20 protein-coding genes and 1 tRNA gene are annotated in these 26,181 nt (G+C 69.4%); 13 read left to right on the forward strand and 8 right to left on the reverse strand.

Annotation, left to right across the window (positions count from 1 at the left end; translation table 11 throughout):
• The first annotated feature begins 5 nt into the window (after positions 1 to 5).
• From topA to ACGFU6_RS25025, 5 genes are all read left to right on the forward strand, one after another.
• Positions 6 to 2,885: a type I DNA topoisomerase gene (topA, locus tag ACGFU6_RS25005; protein ID WP_393613995.1), complete on the forward strand. Its 2,880-nt coding sequence runs from the start codon at positions 6 to 8 to the stop codon at positions 2,883 to 2,885.
• 426 nt (positions 2,886 to 3,311) lie between these two features.
• Positions 3,312 to 6,596 (forward strand): dTMP kinase, encoded by a 3,285-nt coding sequence (tmk, locus tag ACGFU6_RS25010; RefSeq protein WP_393613996.1) that lies wholly within the window; start codon positions 3,312 to 3,314, stop codon positions 6,594 to 6,596.
• Between the two features lie 272 nt (positions 6,597 to 6,868).
• Entirely contained in the window at positions 6,869 to 8,074 is a 1,206-nt protein-coding gene (locus ACGFU6_RS25015; RefSeq protein ID WP_393613998.1) for a DNA polymerase III subunit delta', read from the forward strand.
• A 108-nt stretch (positions 8,075 to 8,182) separates the two neighbouring features.
• A complete protein-coding gene (locus ACGFU6_RS25020; protein WP_393614000.1) occupies positions 8,183 to 9,727 on the forward strand; it encodes an alpha/beta hydrolase in 1,545 nt (514 codons plus the stop codon).
• 119 nt (positions 9,728 to 9,846) lie between these two features.
• Positions 9,847 to 9,920, forward strand: a tRNA-Thr gene (locus ACGFU6_RS25025).
• Between the two features lie 128 nt (positions 9,921 to 10,048).
• Here ACGFU6_RS25025 and ACGFU6_RS25030 read toward each other — a convergent pair.
• Complete coding sequence (locus ACGFU6_RS25030) at positions 10,049 to 11,662, reverse strand: tyrosine-type recombinase/integrase (RefSeq protein ID WP_393614002.1); 1,614 nt, start codon at positions 11,660 to 11,662, stop codon at positions 10,049 to 10,051.
• Entirely contained in the window at positions 11,659 to 12,360 is a 702-nt protein-coding gene (locus ACGFU6_RS25035) for a helix-turn-helix domain-containing protein (RefSeq protein WP_393614004.1), read from the reverse strand. The genes ACGFU6_RS25030 and ACGFU6_RS25035 overlap by 4 nt, the downstream gene beginning before the upstream one ends.
• Before the next feature lie 94 nt (positions 12,361 to 12,454).
• On the opposite strand from ACGFU6_RS25035, the gene ACGFU6_RS25040 reads away from it, so the two are divergent.
• The 5 genes from ACGFU6_RS25040 to ACGFU6_RS25060 all read left to right on the forward strand — a co-directional run bounded on the left by ACGFU6_RS25040 (position 12,455) and on the right by ACGFU6_RS25060 (position 18,099).
• Positions 12,455 to 12,685, forward strand: coding sequence for a hypothetical protein (locus ACGFU6_RS25040; protein ID WP_393614006.1), 231 nt, complete (start codon positions 12,455 to 12,457; stop codon positions 12,683 to 12,685).
• 233 nt (positions 12,686 to 12,918) lie between these two features.
• Positions 12,919 to 14,214: a DUF3631 domain-containing protein gene (locus tag ACGFU6_RS25045; RefSeq protein ID WP_393614008.1), complete on the forward strand. Its 1,296-nt coding sequence runs from the start codon at positions 12,919 to 12,921 to the stop codon at positions 14,212 to 14,214.
• Positions 14,215 to 14,630: 416 nt separating this feature from the next.
• The gene (locus ACGFU6_RS25050; RefSeq protein WP_393614010.1) at positions 14,631 to 15,485 is read left to right on the forward strand and encodes a DUF2637 domain-containing protein; all 855 of its coding nucleotides are present in this window, start codon (positions 14,631 to 14,633) and stop codon (positions 15,483 to 15,485) included.
• A gap of 323 nt (positions 15,486 to 15,808) precedes the next feature.
• The gene (gene mobC / locus ACGFU6_RS25055) at positions 15,809 to 16,360 is read left to right on the forward strand and encodes a plasmid mobilization relaxosome protein MobC (protein ID WP_362892280.1); all 552 of its coding nucleotides are present in this window, start codon (positions 15,809 to 15,811) and stop codon (positions 16,358 to 16,360) included.
• A 5-nt stretch (positions 16,361 to 16,365) separates the two neighbouring features.
• Positions 16,366 to 18,099 (forward strand): relaxase/mobilization nuclease domain-containing protein, encoded by a 1,734-nt coding sequence (locus ACGFU6_RS25060; RefSeq protein ID WP_393340201.1) that lies wholly within the window; start codon positions 16,366 to 16,368, stop codon positions 18,097 to 18,099.
• Positions 18,100 to 18,168: 69 nt separating this feature from the next.
• On the opposite strand, the gene ACGFU6_RS25065 is transcribed toward ACGFU6_RS25060, so the two are convergent.
• From ACGFU6_RS25065 to ACGFU6_RS25075, 3 genes are read right to left on the reverse strand one after another with little or no spacing between them, the layout of a single operon-like run.
• Positions 18,169 to 19,023 (reverse strand): hypothetical protein, encoded by an 855-nt coding sequence (locus tag ACGFU6_RS25065; protein WP_393614011.1) that lies wholly within the window; start codon positions 19,021 to 19,023, stop codon positions 18,169 to 18,171.
• Positions 19,004 to 19,870, reverse strand: a complete 867-nt coding sequence (locus ACGFU6_RS25070; protein ID WP_393614013.1) for an aldo/keto reductase — start codon at positions 19,868 to 19,870, stop codon at positions 19,004 to 19,006. Before ACGFU6_RS25070 ends, ACGFU6_RS25065 begins: the two co-directional genes overlap by 20 nt.
• Positions 19,871 to 19,908: 38 nt before the next feature.
• Positions 19,909 to 21,096, reverse strand: a complete 1,188-nt coding sequence (locus tag ACGFU6_RS25075; RefSeq protein WP_393614015.1) for a JmjC domain-containing protein — start codon at positions 21,094 to 21,096, stop codon at positions 19,909 to 19,911.
• Between the two features lie 768 nt (positions 21,097 to 21,864).
• On the opposite strand from ACGFU6_RS25075, the gene ACGFU6_RS25080 reads away from it, so the two are divergent.
• Together ACGFU6_RS25080 and ACGFU6_RS25085 are read left to right on the forward strand one after the other, a co-directional pair.
• Positions 21,865 to 23,118, forward strand: a complete 1,254-nt coding sequence (locus tag ACGFU6_RS25080) for a helix-turn-helix transcriptional regulator (protein WP_393614017.1) — start codon at positions 21,865 to 21,867, stop codon at positions 23,116 to 23,118.
• Between the two features lie 14 nt (positions 23,119 to 23,132).
• A complete protein-coding gene (locus tag ACGFU6_RS25085) occupies positions 23,133 to 23,498 on the forward strand; it encodes a hypothetical protein (protein WP_362892292.1) in 366 nt (121 codons plus the stop codon).
• 16 nt (positions 23,499 to 23,514) lie between these two features.
• Here ACGFU6_RS25085 and ACGFU6_RS25090 read toward each other — a convergent pair whose 3' ends face one another.
• Entirely contained in the window at positions 23,515 to 23,922 is a 408-nt protein-coding gene (locus tag ACGFU6_RS25090) for a DUF1214 domain-containing protein (protein ID WP_393614019.1), read from the reverse strand.
• 106 nt (positions 23,923 to 24,028) lie between these two features.
• Positions 24,029 to 24,226: a hypothetical protein gene (locus tag ACGFU6_RS25095; protein WP_393614021.1), complete on the reverse strand. Its 198-nt coding sequence runs from the start codon at positions 24,224 to 24,226 to the stop codon at positions 24,029 to 24,031.
• Between the two features lie 121 nt (positions 24,227 to 24,347).
• On the opposite strand from ACGFU6_RS25095, the gene ACGFU6_RS25100 reads away from it, so the two are divergent.
• On the forward strand, positions 24,348 to 24,734 hold the full coding sequence (locus ACGFU6_RS25100) for a hypothetical protein (RefSeq protein WP_362892298.1): 387 nt from the start codon (positions 24,348 to 24,350) through the stop codon (positions 24,732 to 24,734).
• Positions 24,735 to 24,817: 83 nt separating this feature from the next.
• Here the strand turns inward: ACGFU6_RS25100 and ACGFU6_RS25105 are convergent, their stop codons facing one another.
• On the reverse strand, positions 24,818 to 26,149 hold the full coding sequence (locus tag ACGFU6_RS25105) for a tetratricopeptide repeat protein (protein ID WP_393614023.1): 1,332 nt from the start codon (positions 26,147 to 26,149) through the stop codon (positions 24,818 to 24,820).
• Positions 26,150 to 26,181: the final 32 nt, after the last annotated feature.

Below are 26,181 nucleotides of genomic sequence, written 5' to 3' on the forward strand. Positions count from 1 at the left end.
CGAAGTTGTCCCCGACCAGCGAGACCGCACAGGGCGGCCGCCGACTCGTCATCGTCGAGTCGCCTGCCAAGGCGAAGACGATCAAGGGCTATCTCGGCCCCGGATACGTCGTCGAGGCGAGCGTCGGGCACATCCGCGACCTCCCGAACGGTGCCGCGGAGGTGCCGGACGAGTACACCGGCGAGGTCCGGCGGCTCGGGGTGGACGTCGAGAACGACTTCCAGCCCATCTACGTCGTCAATGCCGATAAGAAGGCCCAGGTCAGGAAGCTCAAGCAGCTGCTGGCCGAGTCGGACGAACTCTTCCTCGCCACCGATGAGGACCGCGAGGGCGAAGCCATCGCGTGGCACCTGCAGGAAGTGCTCAAGCCCAAGGTCCCGGTCCACCGGATGGTCTTCCACGAGATCACCAAGGACGCGATCCGGGCTGCCGTCGCCAACCCGCGCGAGCTGAACCAGCGCATGGTCGACGCCCAGGAGACCCGCCGAATCCTCGACCGCCTCTACGGCTACGAGGTCTCGCCGGTCCTGTGGAAGAAGGTCATGCCCCGTCTGTCGGCGGGCCGCGTCCAGTCCGTCGCCACCCGCCTCGTCGTCGAGCGGGAGCGCGAGCGCATCGCCTTCCGCTCCGCCGAGTACTGGGACCTGACCGGCACCTTCGCCACCGGCCGCAGCGGTGACGCCTCCGACCCCTCGACGCTCACCGCCCGCCTCAGCGCGGTCGACGGGCGCCGCATCGCCCAGGGCCGCGACTTCGGTCCGGACGGTCAGCTCAAGGCCGCCTCCGGTCAGACGCTGCACCTGGACGAGACGAACGCCCGCGCCCTGGCCGCCGCGCTCGCCGACTCCTCGTTCGCCGTGCGTTCCGTCGAGTCGAAGCCGTACCGCCGTTCCCCGTACGCGCCCTTCCGTACGACGACCCTCCAGCAGGAGGCGAGCCGGAAGCTGGGCTTCGGGGCCAAGGCCACCATGCAGGTCGCGCAGAAGCTGTACGAGAACGGCTTCATCACCTATATGCGTACCGACTCCACGACCCTCTCGGACACCGCGATCTCCGCGGCCCGCGCCCAGGTCACGCAGCTCTACGGTGCCAATTACCTGCCGGACAAGCCGCGCACGTACGCCGGCAAGGTCAAGAACGCGCAGGAGGCGCACGAGGCGATCCGCCCCTCCGGCGACCGCTTCCGCACCCCTGCCGAGACCGGCCTCACCGGCGACCAGTTCCGGCTCTACGAGCTGATCTGGAAGCGGACCGTCGCCTCCCAGATGAAGGACGCGGTCGGTAACTCCGTCACCGTCAAGATCGGCGGCCGGGCGAGCGACGGCCGCGACGCCGAGTTCTCCGCCTCCGGCAAGACGATCACCTTCCACGGCTTCATGAAGGCGTACGTCGAAGGCGCCGATGACCCGAACGCCGAGCTGGACGACCGTGAGCGCCGGCTGCCGCAGGTCGCCGAGGGCGACGCGCTGTCCGCCGACGAGGTCTCGGTCGACGGCCACGCAACGAAGCCGCCGGCCCGCTACACCGAGGCCTCGCTGGTCAAGGAGCTCGAAGAGCGCGAGATCGGCCGCCCGTCGACGTACGCCTCGATCATCGGGACGATCCTCGACCGCGGCTACGTCTTCAAGAAGGGCACGGCCCTCGTGCCGTCGTTCCTCTCGTTCGCCGTGGTCAACCTGCTGGAGAAGCACTTCGGCCGGCTCGTCGACTACGACTTCACCGCCCGCATGGAGGATGACCTCGACCGCATCGCACGCGGCGAGGCCCAGTCCGTGCCGTGGCTGAAGCGTTTCTACTTCGGCGCGACGGACGGCGACGACACGGCCGGTGCCGGAAAGGCCTCCGACGCGGGCAACGGCGACGGCGACCACCTCGGCGGGCTCAAGGAGCTCGTCACCGACCTCGGTGCGATCGACGCCCGGGAGATCTCCTCGTTCCCCGTCGGCAACGACATCAAGCTCCGGGTCGGCCGCTACGGCCCGTACATCGAGCGCGGCGAGAAGGACTCCGAGGGCCACCAGCGCGCGGACGTCCCCGAGGAACTGGCGCCCGACGAGCTGTCCGTCGAGTACGCGGAGGAGCTGCTGGCCAAGCCGAGCGGCGACTTCGAGCTCGGCGCCGACCCGGTCAGCGGGAACCAGATCATCGCCAAGGACGGGCGCTACGGCCCGTACGTCACCGAGGTGCTGCCCGAGGGCACCCCGAAGACCGGCAAGAACGCGGTGAAGCCGCGGACGGCTTCGTTGTTCAAGTCGATGTCGCTGGACACGGTGACGCTGGCAGACGCGCTGAAGCTGATGTCGCTGCCGCGCGTCGTCGGTGAGGACGCCGAGGGCGTCGAGATCACCGCGCAGAACGGCCGCTACGGCCCGTACCTGAAGAAGGGCACGGACTCCCGGTCGCTGACCTCCGAGGACCAGCTCTTCGACATCACCCTCGAAGAGGCCCTCGCCATCTACGCCCAGCCGAAGCAGCGCGGGCGGGCCGCCGCCAAGCCGCCGCTGAAGGAACTGGGCACCGACCCGGTGAGCGGTGCTCCGGTCGTCGTGAAGGACGGCCGCTTCGGCGCGTACGTCACCGACGGCGAGACGAACGCGACGCTGCGGTCCGACGACAGCGTCGAGGAGATCACGCCGGAGCGCGGCTACGAGCTGCTCGCGGAGAAGCGGGCCAAGGGGCCGGCCAAGAAGAAGACGGCGAAGAAGGCTCCGGCCAAGAAGGCCACCGCGAAGAAGGCGGCGGCGAAGAAGGCGACCGCGGCCAAGAAGACGGTGGCCAAGAAGACGACCGCGAAGAAGGCGACCGCTACGGCGGCCAAGAAGACCACGGCGAAGAAGTCGTCCGCCTCCGCCGCTTCTGCTTCTACGGCTCCTACGGAGGAGTGACCTCGCGGAGTCGATGAGTTTCCGCACCTCGGGCGGGCCGGAGTTGTTTCTCCGGCCCGCCCGGCGCGTTGTTCTGAGCCTGTCTGTCTCACCTGTGCGCTTTGGCTGCGGGTGGGTTGCGCCTGCGGCGGGCCTTGTCCCCTACCCGCCCCTTCCCGTAACCGGGGCTCCGCCCCGGACCCCGCTCCTCAAACGCCGGAGGGGCTGGAATGGGGGCGGGTGGAAGTGCCGCGGGATGGCCGAGGCTGGAATGGGGCGGGCCGAGGTGGCGGGGGCTGGAAGGGTGCCGTCCGGAGGTGGCGGGGGATGGCCGAGGGCTGGGAGGGGGCCGGTCGGAGGTGCTGATACGGGGGCGGGAGAGGTTCTGGTGGTCGTATGTTCGGACGCGGCCCCCGGGCACCGGTCCGCTCCCGATAGGCTGGGCGGATGACGCGAGCCGAGCAGCCAACGGTCGTGAGCCCCACCTCCGACACACTTGCCGCAGACTCACGCGAGCGCGCCGTACGAGCCCTGTTGCGCATTCCCCCGCTGAAGCGGTTGTGGAGCGCCCAGCTCGTCGGTGGTATCGGCGATGCACTCGCCCTTCTCGTGCTGGTGTTGCTGTCGCTGCAAGCGGCGGTCCTTGAGGGCTCATTCGGATCCGGATACCGCGGGGCGGCCTTTGCCGTCGCCGCCGTGTTCGGTGCCCGGATTATTTCCACCTTGCTCTTCGGAGCCGTACTCCTGGGGCCTTTGACGACCCTGACGGCACCCGGCGGGCCGATCGACCGGCGATGGCTGATGATCGGGGCGGACGGGCTGCGGCTCGCGCTGCTGGTCGTCGCGCCGCTGTGGATCGACTGGACGCCCGACAGGGCGCTCATGATGATCCTGATCACCGTCTTCGTCACCGGCGTCGGCGAACGCCTGTGGCGGGTCGCCAAGGAGAGCGCCGCTCCCGCGCTGCTGCCCGCCCCGCCCATCGAGGGCGCCGCGGTGCGCCCGCTGCCCGACCACCTCGACCCGCTGCGCCGGCTCTTCCTGCGCACCGACTTCGCCGCCGTCCCCGCCGCCGCGGCCGTGCTGCTGGTGGCCACGCTGATCGGAAACCTGCTGGGCTCGGGCCTGGACTGGTTCTCCTTCCACCAGGCGGCCCTCGGCTCGTACGTCGCGGCCGGGCTGTTCTCCGCCTCCATCTCCATCCTGTACTTCCTGGAACTGCCCGGTACGGCCACGCCCCGGCCGCGCTCCCCGCTCGAGGGGCTGCGCCGGCCGTCCGCCGGCCACGGAGCGGACAAGGGCCGCACCGGTGCCCTCCCGCTGATCGTCGGGACCTGCGCCGCCGTCGCCGGAGCGATCGCGGCAGCGGGCGCCGTCGCCGTGCTGCACGCCACCGACCTGGGTGGCGGTCCCGCCACCCTCGCGCTGCTGATCCTCGCCCTCACCGGTGGTGCGGGCGTGGGTATCCGCACCGCGGGCAAGGTGCTGCCGACGCTGTCGCGGCGCCGGCTGCTCTCTCTGGCCACCGCCGTCACCGGCGTCGCGCTGCTGGTCATGGGCCTGGTCCCGGACACGGCGACCGTCGTGCTGATTGCCGTGCTCGCCGGATACGCGGCGGGCGTCGCCGCGAACACCGGCCATGTCCTCGTCGACCAGGAGACCGAGGAGTCCCGCCGGGTCCGCACCACCGAACACCTCCAGGCCGTCGTCCGGGTCCTGATCGCGCTCGGCGCGGTCGGTGGCCCGCTGGTGGCCGCAGCCATAGGCACGCACCGGCTGACCGCCGGGGACTTCGTCTTCGCGCACGGCGGCGCCGCCTTCACCCTGATGCTGATCGGCGCCCTGCTGCTGCCGGTCGCCGCGATCGTCCTCGCGAAGACGGACGACCGTTCCGGGGTGCCGCTGCGCCGCGATCTGCGCGAGGCGCTGCGCGGCGGCGACCCGGCCGTCGCACCCGCCACGACCGGTTTCTTCCTCGCTCTGGAGGGCGGCGACGGAGCCGGCAAATCCACCCAGGTCGAGGCGCTCGCCGAGTGGATCCGGGCCAAGGGCCACGAGGTCGTCGTCACCCGGGAACCCGGTGCCACGCCCGTCGGCAAGCGGCTGCGGTCGATCCTGCTCGACGTGTCGTCGGCCGGGCTCTCCAACCGTGCCGAGGCCCTGCTGTACGCGGCCGACCGTGCCGAGCACGTCGACTCGGTCGTACGCCCGGCCCTCGATCGCGGCGCGATCGTCATCTCCGACCGCTACATCGACTCGTCCGTCGCCTACCAGGGCGCGGGCCGCGATCTCGCGCCGACCGAGATCGCCCGGATCTCCCGGTGGGCGACGAGCGGGCTCGTACCGCATCTGACGGTGCTCCTGGACGTCGACCCGGAGACCGCGCGGGAACGGTTCACCGAGGCGCCCGACCGGCTGGAGTCCGAGCCGCCCGAGTTCCACGCCCGCGTGCGCTCCGGCTTCCTGACGCTGGCCGCAGCCGACCCGACGCGCTACCTGGTGGTGGACGCCGGCCAGGACCCGGAGTCGATCACCACCGTCGTACGGCACCGGCTCGACCAGCTCCTCCCGCTCTCCGAGGCCGAGATCAAGGCCATGGAAGAGGCCCGCAAGGCCGCCGAGGAGGAGGCCAGGCGCCTCGCCGAGGAAGAGGCCGCGCGCAAGGCCGAGGAGGAGCGCCTGGAGCGCGAGCGGCAGGAACAGCTCGCCAGGCTCCGTGCCGAGGAGGAGGAGCGCAAGCGCCAGGAGCTGGAGGAGGCGCGCCGCCGCGAGGCCGAACGCCAGGCCGAGGAGGCCCGGCAGCGCGCCGAGGAGGCCCGCCGGGTCGCCGAGGAGGAGCGGGCCCGGCTGGAGGCCGAGGAAGCGGCCCGCGAGGTCGAGCAGGCGCGGCTGCGCCAGCAGGCCGAGGAGGAGGCGCGGCTGCGCAAGGAGGCCGAGGCGCTGCGCCTTGAGAAGCAGCGCAAGGCCGAGGAGTCGCTGCTGAGGGCCGAGGCGGCACGCCGCCAGGCCGAGGCCGAGTCGGCCGCCGCGGCCGAGACCGCGCGTGCGGAGGCCGCCGCGGCCGAGGCGGAAGCGGCCGAGGCCGCCGCCAGGGATGCCGCCGCCCGGGCTTCACGGGAGCGGGAGGAGCGCCGGGAGTCCCGGGACTCCGGCCCGTCCGTGCCGGACAACGAGCTGACCGTGCCGACCCCGATCGTCAACCCGAACGAGATCACTCAGCCGGTTCCCTCCCCGGCGGAGCCGCCGGCCGGAGCCACCCGTTCCGACTCCCGGTCCTCGTCTGCCACCTGGCCGTCCGACGAGGCCGAGACGACGATGATCCCGAAGTTCACCGACCCGGACGAGCGCTCCGGCGGTCGCGACGCGGCGGGCGCGATGGACGAGACCACGGTCCTTCCGCCGGTACGGGAGGCGGGCCGTGGCTCCGAGCGGGACACCGATCCGGCCGGCCGGGTGCCGAGGGGCATATTCCGGGACGAGCACCCGGCGGGCTCCGTACCGGAGCGCGAGAACGAGCGCACCCGCGAGCTCCCGCAGATCACCGACCCGAACGCGCCCCGGCCGGCCCCGGACCAGCAGGAGCGCTCCGGCCGGCAGTCCCGGCGGCCCCGCCCGGACTGGGCGGAGGAGACCCCGCTGGACGACCTGCCGACGCTGGCCGACGAACTGCTCGGCGACCACGACGACGAGAGCCCCGATTCCCGGGGCCGGGGACGTCGCCCGCGCGGCTGAACCCGGTACGCAGGGGAGCCCCGGTACCTCCGGGGCTCCCCTGCTCCCGTGTTCCCGTGCATTCCTGCTCTCCTGCTCTCCTGCTCTCCTGCTCTCCTGCTCCCGGGCTCTTCACGTCCCGGGGCCTGCCGCGATTGTCAGACCCGTCCCTCACAATGGGAAGCCGGATCGACGAGAGCCATGGCTACTGCCGTGGTGAGAGCCCACGCAGGGCCGGGCGCTGTTCCACGGAGCGGCAGCCCGGCCGCACACCACCGGAAGGGCGGTGCCCCATGTCCGTATGGGACGACCTGGTCGGCCAGGACCGGGTACAGGAACAGCTCGGTGCCGCCGCCCGGGACGCCGACGTGCTGGTCTCCGCCATCTCCGCGGGAAAGCCGGTGCCGTCCGGCTCGAAGATGACCCATGCCTGGCTGTTCACCGGCCCGCCGGGCTCCGGGCGGTCCACCGCCGCCAGGGCCTTCGCGGCGGCTCTGCAGTGCACCAGTCCGGACCGCGCGATGGGCGGGGCGCCGGGCTGCGGATTCTGCGACGGCTGTCACACCAGCCTCATCGGTACGCACGCCGATGTCGACGTGATCCGCACCGACCTGCTCTCCATCGGTGTGAAGGAGACCCGGGAGCTGGTCCGCCGCGCCCAGCTCTCGCCGGCCGTCGGACGCTGGCAGGTCATCGTCATGGAGGACGCCGACCGCCTCACCGAGGGCGCGGGCAACGTCCTGCTGAAGGCGATCGAGGAGCCGGCGCCGCGCACCGTGTGGCTCCTCTGCGCGCCCTCGCTCGAAGACGTGCTGCCCACGATCCGCTCCCGCTGCCGCCACCTGACGCTGCGTACCCCGTCGGTCGAAGCGGTCGCCGATGTCCTGATCCGGCGGGACGGCATCGACCCGGAGCGGGCCGCGTCCGCCGCCCGCGCCACCCAGGGCCACATCGGCAGGGCCCGCCGCCTCGCCACGGACGAGCGGGCACGTTCCCGCCGTGCGGCGGTCCTCAGACTGCCGCTGCGCGTCGAGGACATCGGCGGCTGCCTCAAGGCCGCGCAGGAGCTGATCGACACCGCCACCGACGACGCGAAACAGGTCGCGGAGGACGTGGACGTCAAGGAGACCGAGGACATGAAGGCCGCGCTCGGGGCCTCCGCCGGGGGCCGGATGCCGCGCGGCACGGCCGGGGTGATGAAGGAGCTGGAGGACAGGCAGAAGCGCCGCAGGACCCGTACGCAGCGCGACAGCCTCGATCTCGCGCTCACCGAGCTGACCGGCTTCTACCGCGATGTGCTCGCGCTCCAGCTGGGCTCGCGGATCGCCATCGCCAATGCCGACGCGCAGGACTCCCTCGACAGCGTCGTCCGCTCGTCCACACCCGAGCGGACCCTGCGCCGGATCGAGGCGGTGACCGCCTGCCGCCGGGCGCTGGACCGCAACGTGGCTCCGCTGCTCGCGGTGGAGGCCATGACGATGGCGCTGCGGGCGGGCTGAGCCCAGGACGGGCGCCACCACGGCTCCCTGCCGGTGTCCGGGCAACACCGAATCACCCGTATGAGTAGGGAATCGGGCGAGTCGTCACCCGGCGGCTACGCTCCGGACATGGACACCAGGCGCCCGCTCCGCACCCTCGCCATCGCGCTCGGCACTGCCGGCCTGCTCATCTCCGGTTGCAGCAGCGGAAGTTCGACGACGAGCGCCTCGTCGTCCGCACCGGCGGCCACCGCATCGCCCGTCCCGGCGGCGCTGAAGACGTACTACGCACAGCACCTCAGCTGGCGGGACTGCGGAGTCACCGGGTTCCAGTGCACGACGATGAAGGCGCCGCTCGACTACGCGAAGCCGGACGCCGGTGAGATCAAGCTGGCGGTCTCCCGCAAGAAGGCCACCGGGCCCGGCGAGCGGATCGGCTCGCTGCTGGTCAATCCGGGCGGGCCCGGCGGATCGGCCATCGACTACCTCCAGGGCTACGCCGCGATCGGCTACCCCGCCCAGGTGCGGGCCCGGTACGACATGGTGGCCATCGATCCGCGCGGGGTGGCGCGCAGCGAACCCGTCAAGTGCCTCACCGGTCCGCAGATGGACGCCTATACGCAGGTCGACCAGACGCCGGACGACGCCGGTGAGGTCACCGCGCTGAGCGGTGCGTTCAAGAAGTTCGCCGCGGGCTGCGAGCAGCGCTCCGCGGAGATCCTGCCGCATGTCTCCACCGTCGAGACGGCGCGTGACATGGACGTCCTGCGCGCGCTGCTCGGCGACGACCGGCTGAACTACGTGGGGGCCTCGTACGGCACCTTCCTCGGCGCGACGTACGCCGAGCTCTTCCCGGCGCGGGTGGGCAGGCTCGTCCTGGACGGTGCGATGGACCCGTCGCTGCCCTCGGCCGAGATGAACCGCGACCAGACCGCGGGGTTCGAGACGGCGTTCCAGTCCTTCGCCGGTGACTGCGTGAAGAAGGCGGGCTGCCCGCTCGGCACCACGTCCGCCCCGGACGCCGCGGACAGGCTGAAGCAGCTCTTCGCCGACCTCGACGCCAAGCCGATCGACACGGGTGACTCGCGCAAGCTCGGGGAGTCCCTGGCCACCACGGGGGTCATCGCCGCCATGTACGACGAGGCGGCCTGGCCGCAGCTCCGTGACGCGCTCACGGCTGCCAAGAAGGGCGACGGCTCGGGCCTGCTCTCGCTGGCGGACAGCTACTACGAGCGGGAGCCCAACGGCACGTACGCGAACCTGATGTACGCGAACGCGGCCGTGAACTGTATCGACCTGCCGCCCGCCTTCACCACCTCCGCAGCGGTCACCCGGTCGCTCCCCGCCTTCGAGAAGGCCTCCCCGGTCTTCGGCAAGGGCTTCGCCTGGGCCTCCCTGAACTGCGCCTACTGGCCGGTCCGCCCCACCGGCGCCCCGCACCGCATCAAGGCCGAGGGCGCGGCCCCGATCGTGGTGGTCGGCACCACCCGGGACCCGGCGACCCCTTACAAGTGGGCCAAGTCCCTGGCCGGCCAGCTCAGCTCCGGGACGCTCCTCACCTACGAGGGCGACGGCCACACGGCGTACGGCCGAGGCAGCGACTGCATCGACACGGCGATCAACACCTACCTCCTGGAGGGCACCCCGCCGAGCGACGGCAAGAAGTGCTCCTGACCCCACCCACCCCGCTGCTGACCTGCGATTACGCCCCGGAGACAGGGCGGTACGGAGCACCCTCGGAAACTGTGTAGACTTGGGCCCGCTGCTGATCGCACCATGGTGTGGCAGGGCGTGCCGCCTTAGCTCAGTTGGCCAGAGCAACGCACTCGTAATGCGTAGGTCTCGGGTTCGAATCCCGAAGGCGGCTCGGAGAAACCTCAGGACTCACTCGCCGTGACCTGGGGTTTTTTCATGCCCGGGGCATGCCGAGCCGCACGACGGGGATGCCGTGGAAGTGCTTGCGTGAGCGATGCGTGAGCGGAGCGGCTCAGCGATCTACTTCTTGGGCCTCTTGGCCTTGCCCTTCCTCTTGCTCATGGCCTGGGCTTTCTCCTTGGTCTTCGCCTTCTTGGCGGCCTTCGCGGCCTTGCGGGCGGCCTGCTCGGCCTCGGTCCGCCGCTGGAGGGGGACCAGCTTGGCCGTGGCCTCGGCCGCGCTCTTTCCGACGTGAGGCAGGACGCTCTGGTAGATGTCCCGCGTGATCCGGGTGTCGCTGTGTCCGAGGGTGTCGGAGACGATCTTGACGTCGATGCCGGCGGCGAGCATGAGCGTGGCCGCGCCGTGCCGGAGGTCGTGGAGGCGGATGGGTGGGAGGCCGGATGCGGCGACGAGCCTCTCGAAGAGGTCGGTGACTTTGCCGGGGTGGAGCCAGGAGCCGTCGGCCTGGGTGAAGACGAGGCCGGTGTCGACCCAGGCTGTGGCCCACTCTGAGCGGTCCGCGTTCTGCTGTGCGCGGTGGTGTTCCAGGACCTCGATGGTGTCGTCGTCGAGCGCGACGACGCGGAAGCCGCTGTCGGTCTTGGGTTCGGAGGTCTCGACGTCCCATCCGTCCTGGACGAGCTGGGCGGAGACGGTGAGGGAGTGGGTGGCGAGGTTGGTCTCCGACCAGGGCTGCCCACACGCTTCGCCCCGACGCAGGCCACGGAAGGCGATCAGGTGCCACATGGCGTACAGCCGGTCTTTGGCGACGAAGTCGAGGAAGGCGCCGGTCTGCTGGGGTGTCCAGACCATGACCGGGGACGGCTTCTCGCCCGTCTGCTCCCACTTGGCGACCCGCTCGTCGGTCCATACGAGCGCCTTCGGCTTGCGTACGGGGTCGATCTCGACGTGGGCGGCGGGGTTGAAAGTGATGATCTGCTGCCCGATCGCGTCGTTCAGAGCGGCTCGGAGGGTGGCCTTGACGTGCTGGCGCGTGGCGGGTCCGGTGATGCGACGGTAGGGCGGCATCTCGTCGATGGCGGCCTTCATCGCCTTGCGGCGGGCTCGGTTCTCCGCGCCCTTCCACGGGATGGCCGCCAGTTCGTCGATCGCGGCTCGGCGCTGGGTGTTGTCCTCCAGGATCTGGGCGTTGGCGTCGCGGATGTCGGTGAACATCTCGCTGAGGTGGCTGACGCGCAGCCGGTCGAGGCGCCGGCCGCCGATGTGCGGCTTCAGGTGGATGCGGAGGTCGGTCTCGTAGCGGTTGAGGCCGGACTTGCGTATGCGCTTGCCGGCCAGCCAGCGGTCGAGCCATTCGGCGACGGTGAGGCTGCCGATGAGGTCCTGGCCGGCGTTGAGCCGCCGCCTCGTCTCCTCGACCTCCGGCAGGGGTGACCGTTCGCGGCTGACCTCGGCCAGCATCTCGGCGATGAGTTCGGTGCCCTCGGGGTCGTCCGACTCGGCGAGTCCGAGGAGGGCCCGTACGTGGTCGAGATCGGCCTGGGTCGCCTTGAGGCTGCCGTACCCGCCACGGGCGAAGGAGCGTCGGCTGCCGTCCTCGCGGGAGGAGAGCTCTTGCCGTACGGAGTAGGTGCAGTGGTTCCTGCTGTTGCGCTTGGGGCAGGAGGTGCCGAGTTCCTTGCCGGAATTGGGGTCGCGGCAGGAGCAGCGGCGGTAGGTGGAGCCCTTCAAAGATCATTCTCCTCGGTGGTGTCGGGATCGCTCCCGGGGGAGTCGGTTACGCCGGCCACGTCCGGCCACAGAAACGGGGGCGTGACGCCCTCTTCCTCGATGAAGGCGCGAACTCTGCGCAGGCGGTCTTCGGCGTCGTCGGCCGCCTCGGCGGCACGGGCCTGGGAGCGGAGGGCCTCGGCCTTCCGGTCGGCATTTGGTGCGGTCTGGGCGTGGTAGCGGGCGTACTCCTCGTCGCGTCGCGCGCTTCGCAGTCGCTCTTGGGCCGAGTGATGAGCCCGGAAGTAGCGGAGCATGTCGTCGTCCGCGCCGAGTTCGGTCTCCTCCCCGGTGAACCAGCGCAGCGCGTCCAGTGCGGAGGTGGAGTCCTGGAGCGGAAGCCGCTGTACGTCGTCGACGTAGCCGACGGGATAGATGAGGCAGATGGGCGGGGTGTTCAGCGCCTGGGCCAGGACCATGACGTCGACCAAGGGCAGGTTGGAGCGGCGACCGGACTCCATGTTGGCGATCACGTTGCGGGGGATCGGATGGCCGATCTCCGCGCACTTGTCGGCCAAGTCCTGCGCGCTCCAACCCAGTTCCTTCCGTCGTCTGCGGACCTCGATGGCCACGGTGGCCATGATCTGATCCACCCACTCCAGGACGTCGTCCTCGTCATCGGCCTTCTTAGATCCATGATGGCTGCGGCGTTGTGTCATGTAGACACATTAACTTGCTTAGCGTTGATTCCAAGACCTGGAGACGAGCGCGGCAGCCGCGTTCGCCGTGGGCTCAGTCATGGATGGAGCGCGCATGCGTGAGAACGAAGAGGCCGGCCGGGCGAAGGGGATGAGCCGCGAGGAGCTTCTGGAGCTTCCTGTGTCCGTTGACCTGGAGACGGCCAACCGGGCTCTGGGGCTTGGGCGGAGCAAGGGGTACGAGCTGGCCAAGCGTGGCCAGTACCCGTGCAAGGTGCTCAGGCTCGGGAACGCCTACCGGGTGGTGACCGCAGACCTGCTGTCCCTGCTGGGGCTGGCAGCGTGAGGCGTCAGATGGATGTCGGGGGCTTCTGCGCTGAGCTGACACAGAAACGCTGGACTGTGGTGCGGCGTGGACGTACTGTCCGTGGTCGCTCGCGGTGCCGAAAGCCCCGCGAGAAGGGGGAGAGCCTCCGGCGGTGCAACGCCGGAGGCCCCGAGACTCCCCAGCAATCCCGTGAGAACCGACCCGGCGGCAGGGGCGTGCAAGCCCAACGCCGCCAGACGAGGAGTCGCCCAGTGCAACCCGAGGACCCCGAGTCCTATTCCGCCCCCGCCCGAGCGACCTGGCCCGCCACAGCCATCCCCGGCCGGCCGAGCGCCCACTCGCAAGTTGACAGTGCCGCGGCGGACTCGAGCGACGGTACGGCCGACGCCAGCGCCAGCGAAGCGGATCCTGCGGGCAGGCTGGAGGCCATCCCCGACGCGGAGCCGACGCCGGGCTCGGAGCTGCTTGACGAACTGCGTTCCCAGATAGCCCAGTTCGTGATCCCTCCCTCATCGGAGGCGTTGGACGCGATCACCCTGTGGGTGGCGGCAACGCATCTCCAGCCCGCGTGGCAGCACGCCCCACGTCTGGCGGTGGTGGGGCCGGCGAAGCGCTGCGGCAAGTCGCGGCTCCTGGACGTGCTGACTGAGACGGTTCACGAGCCGATGCTCACCATCAACACCACACCAGCGGCCATCTTCCGCTCGATCAACGAGGACGAGCCACCGACGCTGCTGGTGGACGAGGCCGACACCATCTTCGGCCCCAAGGTCGCGGAGAAGAACGAGGAGACGCGTGGCCTGCTCAACGCCGGTCATCAGCGCGGCCGGTATGTCACGCGGGTCGTCGGCAACGACCACACCCCGCACAAGTTCGCCACGTTCGCGATGGCGGCCATCGCGGGTATCGGGGACCTGCCGGACACGGTGATGGACCGGTCGGTGGTCATCCGCATGCGGCGCCGGGCCGATGGCGAGAAGGTCAAGCCTTTCCGCTCACGGCGCGACATCCCGGCCCTGCACGAGCTGCGCGACCGCATCCACACCTGGGCCCGCCCACTGTTGGAGGACGCCGCAGACCTGGAACCGGACATGCCGGTTGAGGACCGTGCTGCCGACACATGGGAGCCCCTGGTGATCGTTGCCGACCTGGCAGGCGCTAGCTGGCCCCGGCTCGCGCGGATTGCCTGCGCGCGGATGGTCGCCGCTGAAGTGGCGGCCGAGGAGGACCATCCCAGCGGGGCACGCATACTCGCCGACATCCGCCGGGTCTTCTTCGCCCAGCGTGAGGCGGACAGCCTCTCCACCGCGGATCTCCTCTACCACCTGAACGCGGACGACGAAGCCCCGTGGGGAGAGCGGGGGCGCTACGGCCTGACCTCCCGGGAACTCGGAGCGATGCTGCGCGACTACGACATCCGTCCCGGCAACGTGCGTATGGCCGACCGGTCGCAGCGCAAGGGCTACACGCGCAACAAGTTCCTCGACGCCTGGCGGCGGTACTGCCCCACCGTCCACCCGGTACTCGCCCCCCGCGGCGAGGACTGAACCCCACCCTCCCTGGTTGCCGTACTTGCCGTCCCTGCCGTGATCTCGCAGGTCAGAGCACATACCGGCAAGACGGCAGCCGAGGGCAAGACGGCAACGCAGGCGTCTCCGCGCAGGTAGCGCGCCAGTCAGGAGACACCGCCCGGATCCGTCTTGCCCCGTCCCAGGCGTCCTTGCCGTATCGCCGCCGGTCGCCGCCCTGCTCGCCGGGACGGATGCCGCGAAGCAGCCGTCCCGGCAGCGGCAGGCTGCGCCCTGGCAGGAAGCTGCCACCTCCTTGTCGCGAGTCAGGACAAGACGGTGGCGCTGCCTGCCGAAACGGTATGTCCGGAGCGCTGCCGTCCCGCGCTGACCTGCACGTGCAACGGCCAAGACGGCAAAGACGCCCCACGCCACTACCCCCAGGAGCTTCCCGCTTGACCGCCCCGCACCTCACCACGCAACCAACACGACCACGAGACGACGCCCGCAGCGACGAGAAGCCGAAGAAGCGGGCTGACGCCGAGCAACTCGTCCTCGGTGCGGCCGGCCTCGTCATCGTCGCGCTGACAGCCGGAGCGTTCTGGCTCTCCTACGCGCACCTCGCCGACGTCGCCGGCCAGCACGGGCTCGGCGCATCCCGCATCCGCCGCTGGGCCTGGCCCGCCACTCTGGACGCGTTCATCGTCGCGGGCGAACTGCTCATGCTGCGCGCGGCGCTGCGCCGGACAACCGACCCCTGGGCGATAGCCGTGACAGCTGCCGGATCAGTCGGCTCGATCGCGCTGAACGTCGCCGGGGTCAGCGGCACGGACAACGCGCGCAGCGTCCCGTTCCTCGACTACGTGGTCGCAGCTGTTCCTCCGGCCGCCGCGATGGTCGCCTTCGGCGTCCTGATGCGACAGATCCACCAGCTCGTCGCACCGTCCGACGACGGCTCGGACACCGGTTCCGTACAGGCACAAGACCGGTCGGTCGGCGACATCAGCCACAGCCACCGAACGGATTCCCCTCCCGATGATGCGCAAGCCTCGAATAACGAGCGGACGGAACCTGCGTCCCAGACGTCAGATAGCAAACCGAGCGGTGGCCGACCGCCGAAGGCGACCATCGCGGAGCTGACGGATATCGGCCGGGCCACCGGTCATCAGCACGGCAAACTCACGCGCGGCCTGCTCCGAGCGGCTGTGAAGGACCGAGACCTGACGATCGGCAGTGAGCGGCAGACCGAGGTGATGGAGCGGCTTCGGCCGGAACTCGAAGCCGTCGGTATCGAGGTCTCCAGGCGCTGACGCCTGGCCTGCTCGGGTGACCGGAACCCTTCCGGTCACCCGAGCATTGGCCAACCGATTCGCAGACTTCCACAGCCGTGGCCAACGCGATGGCCGTGCCGCGTAGGCATCGCCACCCCGTAAGCCCAGACGTACTTGGAGCATCTTCCTTGACGCACAACCAGCACCTGCCCGACGACACCCACACCGAGCCGTCTGCGTTTCCGCAGTCACCTACGCTGACGGAGCGTTTGCGTCGGGCGTTCGGACGGGCTGCCCCTGGCGGAGCCAGTAGTACCCCGAGTCCGACTCAAGGCCGGTCTTCGGGGGTCTCCGCCCCAGGGGTGGCGGAGACGGCCCAGCGCCAGGGGGCGCCGGACCAGAGGGTCGTGACCGAGAACGGCCCCGACCCGGACACTCTTCACGCCAGCCAGCAAGCGATCCTCCGCCCAACACGCGCCGCCGCCCTCGCCGTCAGCGAGCCCGCTGTGCAGAGCGTCCAGCCAACGATCCGCCGGTTCACCGGCGACAAACGCACCAAGCGCGTCGGCCCCATGCGCTTCACCGACGACGAGCACACCAGCCTGCGCGAGGCCGCAGCCGAGCACGGCTACAAGGGCGAATCCGGGTTCGCCGCCGACATCGTCCTCGCCTTCCTCGACGGCCGCTTCACCGCGAACCTCCCCCTGTCCGAGGACCGACGCCGCACCCACATCTTCCGAGCCCAGGTTCTGCGCGCCCTCAACCGCACCGGCGTCAACGTCAACCAGATCGCCCGCGCCCTCAACAGCGACTACACCCCGCCCGACATCCGGCAGCGTCTCGACGAACTCCACGACCTGCTCACCCTCATCGCCGCGGCCCTGCGCGAGCCCACCCACGCAAGGGTGGTCTGATCCGCGTGATCGCAGCCATCAAGCCCGCCGGCTCCAACACCCGCGGTCTGCTCGCCTACCTCTACGGTCCCGGCCGACACGATGAACACCTCGACCCACACCTCGTGACCGGATTCGCCATGCTCGGCATGCCCGACCCCGGCCGCGACGAGAACACCACCCTGACTCAACTCGGCCACTACCTCGACGAGCCCGTACTCCTGCGCAACAGCGAGTTCGGCAAGCCCGTCACCGACCACGTCTGGCACTGCCCCGTCCGCGCCGCACCCGAAGACCGCTACCTCTCCGACACCGAGTGGGGCGAGATCGCACAGCGCATCGTCCGGGCAGCCGGCATCGCCCCCGACGGCGACGACCTCGCCTGCCGATGGATCGCCGTACGCCACGCCGACGACCACATCCACATCCTCGCGACCACCGTCCGCGAAGACGGCCGACGCCCCAAGCTGCACGACAGCGGCATCCGGGTCGGCGATGCGTGCCGGGAGATCGAGAAGGACTACGGGCTGCGCCGCTTGACGAAGGGCGACCGCACCGCCACCCGGCGCCCCACCCAGGCAGAGATGCACAAAGCCGAGCGCCTCGGCTGGGAGCAGACCAGCCGTGAGTGGCTCCAGGACCGCATCCGCGCAGCCATCCCACACGCCATCAGCGCCGAACAGCTCCTCGCCTACCTCGAAGCCGACGACATCCTGGTCAAACCACGCCGCGGCCCCTCTGGAGATCTCCTCGGCTACGCCGTCGGCCGACCCGGCGACCTGAACAAGGACGGCCAGCAGATCTACCACCCCGGCGGGAAGATCGCCCCCGACCTTTCTCTGCCCAAGCTGGAAGCCCGCCTGGAGACCAGCACTCCTGAGGAACACCCCACCGCCCGTCGCAACCGACACACCACTGCCTGGCATCAGGCCACCGACGCCCTCGACACGCTCCACACAGAGCTCACCGACACGAGCGCCGGGGACAGCGGGGACGCGCGGGCTCAGGCGCACATCACCGCCCTGGGCGAACTCATCGAAGCCACCGCGCAGAAGACCCACGCCAACCTCCGTGGCCAACTGCGTTCAGCCAGCCGGTCCTTCGCCCGCGCAGAACGCTCTCAAATCCGGGCCGAAGACCGCACCGCCCGCGCTCTACGGACCGCAGCCCGTGACATCGTCAACACAGCCAGCGGCCCCGACGGCAGCGCCCTCGCAGCCCTGACCGCCGCACTCGTCTGGGCCGCCATCCTCGCCGGACGCTGGCACGAGGCCAAGGGGCACGCCCACCAGGCCAACGCCGCCCGCCAAGCCGTGCAGCACCTCGAGGCAGCCGCCGACGATGCACTCGCTCCGACGCTCACAGAACTCGAAGCCCGCCGCCCCACGGAGGAGGCCCGTCACACCCTGGCCAGCGACGTACGCGCGGCCGTTCCCGAGCACGCCGAGCGAATCCTCGCCGATCCCGGCTGGCCCGCCCTCGCCACCGTCCTTGCCGACGCAGAAGCCGGAGGCCACCAGCCCCACCAGCTCCTCAAGGAAGCCGCCGCGCGACGAGAACTCGGCACCGCCCACAGCCCCGCCCGGGTCCTGATCACCCGCATCCAGCACACCAGCCGCAACCCCGCACCCAACCGCCGCGCCGAAGCAGCCCGCCTGCGAAGCACCAGGGCAACGGGCGTCAGCGCTCCGCCCCCCGACACCTGGCCGGTCAAGGCGACAGCCGCTCCCGCCCGCCGGCCGGGGCGTCCCCTTGGCTGATCTCGAAGAGGAGTGCCCGATCCCAGAGCTCCACCTGGCTCTACCAAACCCAACCGCGGAGACTTCCGGTCAGGCTGTCACCTCAGCCGGGGCCGAGACCGGTGGACGAACCCCAGTCAGCTCTTCAGCACGGCTCAGCAGGAGAGGCGCGAGCTCTGGATAGAACCCCCGAGCCACAGCCTGGAGCATTTCTGCGAGTGCGGCGAGCTCACCGATGCGGCCGGCGGGGGAGTCGAGGACGTGGGCGAACTGACTGCGGATTCGAGTGGCCACGAGTGGCACGCGAAGGCTGTACGCGTGGAGAAGGCCCGGGTCGTACCCGACCGGCACGTGGCCCCAGCGCTCCCAGTCCAGCAGGGTCAGAGGCATTCCGGTGAGGTTGCCCCAGTGAAGGTCACCATGACCAGTGACGCGCTCAATCTTCGACGGGGCGGGGATGCCCAGGAACTGGGGGAAAGCCCGCTCGATCCACTGTTGCCTCACGCTCTCCTTCCTCCCGTCCACTTCCGCCAGGCGGTCAAGAGCCTGTCTCAGCAGGCCCCACCACTGCTCCGGCAAGGCCGGATTACTGGTGAGGTCCGGCCTTCGAGGTGAGATGACTGGATCCTCTACAAGGTCGAGTACCTCAGCCTCGAAGGAGTAGTCCCCTTCAGCCCAGTCATACGTTCCATGGAGGGCTGGACGCGGCACGTCACGCGGTACCAAGAGGTCCGCTCCGACGATCCCTTCCCCGTGCTTGCGCCCGACGTTCTTCACCAGACTCCGGCTGACACGCAGCCAGTAGGCGCCCGACTGACGGCCCAGAGTGAAGCCCCCGAAGCCCCACGCCAACGGCCCCGTGCAGGTCAGGCCGACCGCTTCTGCAGCCGTTTGGTGAGCGGCTTCCATCAGCGCTCGCGTGGCCTCATCCGGTGGCAAGTTCATCGGTCACTCTCCTGAGCTGTTCGCGGGTGAGGGGCGCGGCCAGGGCCTTTGCGGCATCGTCCCAGTGACCAAGGCTGCTGGCCGAGGTCAACACGACGTCCAATGCCGGGCAGGAAGCGGCAGCCAAGAGGCCGGCGGCACCAGGCGAGAGGCCGGGGCGTATCAGGTCGATCAGTTCGGGTGTCATGGCGTCGAGGAGTTCGCCGCCGTGCAGGGGTGCCGAGGCGAAGGTGAGCATGCCGGCATCCTGTGCCTCGACCAATGGCCCGCCTCCATTGAGTGCTTGGGTGATCGGAGCGTCCATGATCAGGCTTACGGGCATCTGGATCCCGATCAGATGGTGGCCTTCCGCTCCCGATGCCTCCCGGGCAAGGGTGACCAGCTCGGGGACGCTGAAGGCGCCTTCCCGGAGACCTGACCAGGTGGCCACCCCGTAGCCGCCGATCCGGCGGAGTTGCACGAGCCCTTCGAGGACTGCAAACGCTTCTCTCAGGCGCCCGTGCAACGCGGCGCGGTGTCCGTTGCGAGCGGCTCGCTCGGGATTATGGACGAATACCAGGTCCACGCGGCCGAGCTGTTCCCTGGACTCCTCCACCTGTTGGCAGACGAACCGGGGATCGAGGCTGTGCCCTACGGCGGCATCCTCGTCAGTGAGGACGCCGAGCGCCATGGCCGTCTGAGCCTGACTCCTTGTGAAGAAGCCAGTCTTGGTGGCCGTCTGCGTGGAACCAGGGTGCTCCCGCAGGACTGGTCCGAGGCGCTGTTGCGCCATACCGTCCGCGTAATTCGGTGCGGTGTCGATCCAGGGAGCACCGGCCCGCAGAGCGATACGGGCCGCCTCGCTCACGTCCCGGACCCGATAGGTCCCCAGGGACAGGGCCGCCGTCACAGGGCAGTCCCGACAACAGCTACTGCCTGTCCCTCGACGAGGACCGAAATGAGCGCGGCCACGTCTTTCACTTCCAGCCCGGCACATTCAGCGAGATCGCCCAACGTGGCCGACCGGCCGAGAAGCAATCGGCGCAGGATCGGCGCGGCCGACTCGGCAAAGTCCCAAGCTGTGCCTGCCGCCGAGAACGTGACGGTGTTGTGCCCGTCGTTCTCAGCCACACGGCTCCGCGGAGCAGTCAGGCGTACGGAGATCTCCGGCCGTGCGGGAAGCCCGTCCACGTAGGGCAGGGAGGGGATCGCGTGCCCGTGGTCGGTGGTATCGATCGACTCCGCCCACCGTTCGACGAGCCGGGGGTCGGCCAGCTCATTCAGAAGTTCCCGGCGCATCGCGGCGAGATAGTCCGTCTGGTCAGGCAGCGAGGCGAACCTCGGAATGTCCTTGCGCAACGCGAGGACGGATCGAAGCTGGTCCACGACCCAGTGGAGCAGGTCCGCGCCTGTGTGGGAGACGAGGCCGAACGTCAGGTGCAGCGAATCCGTACCTTGGTCGGCGGTGACCGCGTGCCACCAGCCGCGTGGCAGGTAGAGCACGTCACCGGGCGCCAGGACGAGGTCTGCAACCGGCTCGCCCTCGGGCTTCTCCGGCGACTCGACATCGCGGAACGTCGGAGCCTCGCGAGTGGATCCGTACAGTTGCCATCGCTTGGAGCCATGCACCTGGACCACGACGACATCGTGGTCGTCCCAGTGGAGCCCGAAGCCCTGCCGCTCCGTCCAGGAAGCGTAGGCATTGACCTGCACGGGGGTGCCGAGGAAGCGTTCCAGGCCCTCAGCAGCCATCCCGACGGGCGGGTGGATTTTCTCTACCGAGTCCAGGACGAGTGAGGCGCCGTCCTTGAGCTGGGCGTGCAGTTCGGCCGGCAGGATGCGGGACCAGGTCACCGCGCGGCGGGTCGTCGTCGGGGCCGCGTATTTGTGTACAGGGACCATCTCGCCGTCCACCGAGAGCCTTAGCCGGGGCGGCTCCAGGCGCTGAGTGGCGATGATCAGGTTCAGGTCGTCCCAGGAGAAGAGGCCCGCCGTGTCGGCGGCACCGGGGAAGAGAGCGTAGGAGCGGTTATACGTCTGGGCGAGGAACGTGTCCCCGCCCAGACGCCCCGCCCACGAGGCAGCATCAAGCATCGTGGGCGGCCCGATCAGTCGTTGCCGTCGGAACGGCCGCCACTGACGTCGGACTCCTGCTCGGTTCGGGTGCGAGCGGCCACGATCTTCCGCTTCGCCACGAGCAAGCCCCCCTCAGCGGCCACTGAAGCAGTGTTCTCTTCCATCATCGAACTTCCCTCTCTACTTGGGGAACTCCCACCGGAGGCCCGGCAGGACGACTGGAGTCGGGTAGGCCGAGAGCCGCTACGACGTGCTGGAGATACCGGCGGCGAACAGGCCCAGCGAGCCGACGATCAAAGCGACGTACAACGGCCCTGCAAACCGGCCGATCCGGCGCTGCACCCACCGCGACAGGGCATCCACTAAGCCGACCCCGGCTCCGCCACCCGGCGAAGCCCGCGAGCCGACACGGACGGGCCCACGCAACGCGCACACTCGCACGGAGGGAAGCAGCCCGGGTTCGAGAGGATGACGAAGGGGTCGCCCTCCCGCATAGCGGTCGTCTGTGACCATGAACGTCCGGAGTCGCGGGACACGCGAAGCGTCATCAGAACGCGGCTCTCGCCCGCCGGGTCCGCCGCCCGCGAGGCTCCTTCGTATCCGCGCCCCTCAGCATCACTGCGATTTGCCATGTCCGCACCCTTCCGCAGTTCCTGGCCCACCTCGTTTGCGACAACACCCAGGAAACCGCGCATAGTCGGAGGTCTCCACGGCATCGATGCGGCACTCTTGACGCAGATCCGTGCACAGGCTCCGAAGGGGCCGAAGCCGCGGGAAGGGGGCGTCATGGGACTGGCAAAACGACGCAAGACCCTGGGCTACAGTCAAGAAACACTGGCCCAGTTACTCGGCGTGGACCGCACAACGGTCGGGCGCTGGGAAAGCGGCAGGATCGACCCGCAGCCGCCTCAGCGGCGAGGCTTGGCCATCGCCCTGGAAGTCAGCCTTCAAGAGCTGGAAGCCCTTCTGACACCGCCACAAGCCGCTGGCCAGGAGCTTGCCGGGCACCATTCCAGCGACCCCCCGAACGCGGGAGACTCCGACGAAATGATCCGCCGCGAATTCCTCCGTATACTCACTGTCAGCGGTGCGCTGACCGTTCTGCCGACCGACGAGGCAGAGGCGCTCACGGAGGGCGTCCGCAGGGGGATGCCAGCCGACTTCACACGAATGAACAGTCACCTTTGGCAGGTCTACCAACTGGCGCGCTCAAAGGGCTCCGTCTACCCCGTTGTCCGCGACCAACTGGCCACATTGAACGAGGCTCTGGCAGGCAACCGAGGGAGCACACGCCCACTTCTGAACGCGGCTGCCGACCTCTTTCAATTGGCCGGCGAGGTGGCCTTCGACGGAAGCCGTTACTCCGACGCCGCTGCTTCGTATTCGCTAGCGGCTGCCGTCAGCAAGGATGCCAAGGCGTATGACCTGTGGGCGTGCGCACTCGTTCGCCACGCCTACGTAGACATGTCTGAGCAGCACTATCGCCAGGCCGCTCAGATGCTGGGTGCAGCTGAAAGGCTGGCCAGCCGGGGTGACAGCAACCTCTCGACCCGGCATTGGGTCGCTTCTGTCCAAGCCGAGGCGTATGCGGGCCTCGGTGATCTGGCCGCGTGCGAGCGGGCGATGGACCAAGCGGAGACCGTCCGTGAACTCACTGCGGAGAGCGTCAACGGCGGATGGCTCCGTTTCGACGGTGCACGCCTCGCCGAGGAACGAGGGTCCCGCTACGTGCAGCTGGGCCGACTCGACCTGGCAGAGGACGCCTTGAAGGATGCCCTGGAGCAGACGGCCTTGGCGTCCGGACAGTCGTACCGGCGGCGCGGAGCAGTGCTTACCGACCTGGCCGCCATCGGTGCCAAGCGGCAAGACCCCGAACAGGTGGTGGCCTACGGAAGGGAAGCCATCAGCCTCGCCCGAGCCTCAGCATCCGGGTACGTCGCCCGTAGACTCCGAGACCTGTGCGACGAGTTCGGTCCACTGAGCCGCGACCACCGCGTGGCGGAGCTGGGGTCGGAGATCGCCACGCTGAGCACGCCGTGACGAGAGGGGTAGGCATGTCGCAGACCGAAGGTGCACGACTGTTCCGGGAAACCTGGATCGCCGGAGTGCACCAGCACTTCCCCGGAGAGCCGAAGGCCGGCTACATCACCCCGTGGGACGACACCCCGCAGTGGGAGCGTGAAGCCGCCGGATCGGTCTACGACCAGGTACGGCAATTCATCGAGGTCAGCAACGGCCACACGTCGAGACTGTCCCGCGAACAGAGGAGCCGGTTCGTCGCGACGTGCTGGACGGCCCAGATGTTCAAGCACTTCGAGGACCCGAAACCCGGGTACGTGGCGGACTGGACCGACCTGCCGTCCTGGCAGCAGGAGACGGACGCCGACATCTTCGAGGCGATCGAGAAGGCGCTCAACTGACCACACCAGTCGGTGGTCAGTTCTCGATTCGCTCGAAGTCGCCGGGCCTCCATGAGCCGTCGAAGGCGGCCTCCTCGGGGCCGTAGATCCGGAAGTAGCTGAACCAGCTGCGTACCCGGACGGTCTGGATCCAGCGGCCTTCGGCGCCGGTGGGTTCAGTGGGGCCGAAGTAGAGGTCGACCTGGTCGCCGCCGCCTTCTGGGTCGAGCTTGTCGAAGAGCGAGCCAAGAGCAGCTTGCGCCTGCTCGGCGGCGACTTCGGAGCGTGTCGGTGCGTCGCAGGCGGTTACGGACCAGAAGAGGCTGGCCGGGGCGGGCAGTGGGACGGTGAGCTTGTACGTCCAGCCTCCGTCGAGGTTGGCGTCGGTGGCGTCGTTGAGGCCGAGCCAGTACAACGAGCCCTGGCCGACGGCACGGCGGAACATCGCGGGCGAGGCAACGATGGCCTGGATGAACCAGCGGTTCTTGGCCTCGACTTCGAGTGAGCCCTCGCGTTCGAAGGTGCCGTTCTCGGGCCGCAGGCTCGCCCACTCACTCCCAGGTGCGATCGGGCCAGACCATCCGGTCGGGTCGGTCGGAGGCGAGCATCTCGCCCCGGCCCAGGCGGGCGGCCTCGGTGAGGAGTCCGGTCGTCCGCTGGCCGGTGTCGATTCGAGGGCCGAGAAGGTGCCGGTGCCGCAGCGAGGGCAACCAGAAGTGGGTTCCAGGTTGGACGGGGAATTCGGTCATTAGTCCGGTCTGGTCAAATTGCGTCACTGCCTGGTTCGATAGGCCAGTGCTGTCACGCGGGGAAGACGTGGGGCCCGGGGGATGTGGGAGACGGATCACCTATCCCGGAGGAAGGCCCGAAATGACGGGGCCGGCGTGGTCTCTGGTGTTCGGGGCGGCGCTCACGCTGGCAGGGAAGGCAAGCGCCCGGTCGTTGACAGGGGCGTCGATCGAGCGCCGGACGGCGATACTCACTGCTGCTGCGTTACTCGACGTGGCCCAGCTCGCCTGTACAGACGGATTCGTCCGCCCTGATCTGGTCGCCGATGCACAGTTCGCGGCCTCGCTCGTCCGCTCGTACGATGCGCTGCATGGCACGGCGCTCGCCTTCCACGGGCCTTCGGCCCCGTCGTGGGCTGATCATGAGATCACGGATCTGTCGGCCGAGGACGACTGGTCGGTCATCTACGGTGACCTTCGCTATCTCAGGCGTGAATGGGCCGCTCACCGGGACCTCTTGGCGCGCTGAGCGCCGTTCAGCTGTCATGCCGGCCGTGGTCCAAAGGTGTTGTCAGGGCTGTGTGACGGCATGGTGGTGTGCGGTGCGGCGGTTCACCCCGCCTTCAGAGCGGCTTGCGCCTTGGGGGCGTGCAGCGGGTTGAAGTGCGGGTTGATCGTCAGGGCCTTGGTGAGGTCGTCGCGGGCGGCGTGGGTGTTGCCGAGGGACTGCTGGATCATGCCGCGGTGGTAGTGGAAGAGGGCGTTGCGGGTGCCCAGTGCGAGTGCCTTGTCCGAGGCGGTGAGGGCTTCTTCGTCCTGGCCGTTGGTGTGGAGGGCCCAGGCGAGGGCGTCCTGGGAGTCGAGGAAGGGCCGGCTCTTCAGGCTTTTTCGGGCGAGGGCGAGCGCTTGTTTGTGGTCTCCGTGGTCGGCTTCGAAGAGGGCGGCGTCGGAGTCGAGTGTGACGCCGTTGGCCGCGAAGAGTTTCTGTTCGGCGCGGAAGATGTCGTACTGCTGGTCTGCTTCCTTCGTGCGGCCGAGTGACTGGTAGAGCTCGCCGAGTTGGAGCACGTATTCGGGTAGAGGCAGGCGCTGTCCTGCCCGGGCGAGGTCGGTGAGGGCTTCGGTGTTCTTTCCGAGGGCGGCCTCGGCCCTGGCTTTGATCTGAAGCAGTGGGGCGTCGTTGGGGACGGCGCGCAGGCCCTGTTCGGCGTCGGTGAGTGCCTGGTGTGCGTCGCCGTTGTTGAAGGCCATCTCGCTGAGGTAGTAGCGGGCGAATGCCCGGTCGGCCGGACTGCCGGCGCTCTGCAGGGCTCGTTGCATGTCGCTGCGCGCGGTGGTGGTGTCTCCCCGCAGTTCCGCGGCGTAGGAGGCGCGGGCAAGGGACGGGGTGCCTGGTTTGAGGTCGACCATCTTCTGCACGGCGTCGGCAGCTTCGGAGTAGCGGCCCAATTGTGTGTAGGCGTCGGCGAGCGTCCCGTAGAGGGTGGCGTTGTACGGGTTGACGGCGACGGCTTGCTCGGCCCAGTCCAGTCCCTGGGCGAAGTTGTGCCGGGCCGCTTCGAGTGCGGCCATGCCGCCCATCGCGGCGAAGTTGTCCGTGCTGTCCAGCGTGAGTGAACGCTTGAGGACTTCTTCGGCCTTGGGGTAGTACGTCGGGTCTGCGGTGATCTTCGCCTGCTGGACGTAGTTCAGGCCGAGCGTCCCGAGCGCGACGGGATCGCGGGGATTGCGCCGTGCGCGGTCCTGGAGCGTGCTGATGTCGGCAGCCAGCGGGTCGGCACCGGTGGCGGGGCCTCGTCCAGCGCTGGCTTCAGGGGTGCTCTGTGATACGGACCACGGGGAAAGCCCCAGTCCGCCGGCGAGGAACAGAGCCGCGGCGAGAACGACGGCCACCGTGGCGGACAGCAGGAAGCGTCGACGCGTGGGCAGTTGGCGCAGTTGCATGTTCTCTTCCCGCTCTTAAAGGGTGTGGCCGG

The organism is Streptomyces sp. NPDC048462 (assembly GCF_043200175.1).
Taxonomy (GTDB): Bacteria; Actinomycetota; Actinomycetes; order Streptomycetales; family Streptomycetaceae; genus Streptomyces.

Bases quoted from the DNA above. Each gene is read 5' to 3' on its own strand.
- tmk (WP_393613996.1), top strand. From the start codon at position 3,312: ATGACGCGAGCCGAGCAGCCAACGGTCGTGAGCCCCACCTCCGACACA.
- ACGFU6_RS25015 (WP_393613998.1), top strand. From the start codon at position 6,869: ATGTCCGTATGGGACGACCTGGTCGGCCAGGACCGGGTACAGGAACAG.
- ACGFU6_RS25020 (WP_393614000.1), top strand. From the start codon at position 8,183: ATGGACACCAGGCGCCCGCTCCGCACCCTCGCCATCGCGCTCGGCACT.
- ACGFU6_RS25035 (WP_393614004.1), bottom strand. From the start codon at position 12,360: ATGACACAACGCCGCAGCCATCATGGATCTAAGAAGGCCGATGACGAG.
- ACGFU6_RS25040 (WP_393614006.1), top strand. From the start codon at position 12,455: ATGCGTGAGAACGAAGAGGCCGGCCGGGCGAAGGGGATGAGCCGCGAG.
- ACGFU6_RS25065 (WP_393614011.1), bottom strand. From the start codon at position 19,023: ATGAACTTGCCACCGGATGAGGCCACGCGAGCGCTGATGGAAGCCGCT.
- ACGFU6_RS25075 (WP_393614015.1), bottom strand. From the start codon at position 21,096: ATGCTTGATGCTGCCTCGTGGGCGGGGCGTCTGGGCGGGGACACGTTC.
- ACGFU6_RS25080 (WP_393614017.1), top strand. From the start codon at position 21,865: ATGGGACTGGCAAAACGACGCAAGACCCTGGGCTACAGTCAAGAAACA.
- ACGFU6_RS25085 (WP_362892292.1), top strand. From the start codon at position 23,133: ATGTCGCAGACCGAAGGTGCACGACTGTTCCGGGAAACCTGGATCGCC.
- ACGFU6_RS25090 (WP_393614019.1), bottom strand. From the start codon at position 23,922: ATGTTCCGCCGTGCCGTCGGCCAGGGCTCGTTGTACTGGCTCGGCCTC.
- ACGFU6_RS25095 (WP_393614021.1), bottom strand. From the start codon at position 24,226: ATGACCGAATTCCCCGTCCAACCTGGAACCCACTTCTGGTTGCCCTCG.
- ACGFU6_RS25100 (WP_362892298.1), top strand. From the start codon at position 24,348: ATGACGGGGCCGGCGTGGTCTCTGGTGTTCGGGGCGGCGCTCACGCTG.
- ACGFU6_RS25105 (WP_393614023.1), bottom strand. From the start codon at position 26,149: ATGCAACTGCGCCAACTGCCCACGCGTCGACGCTTCCTGCTGTCCGCC.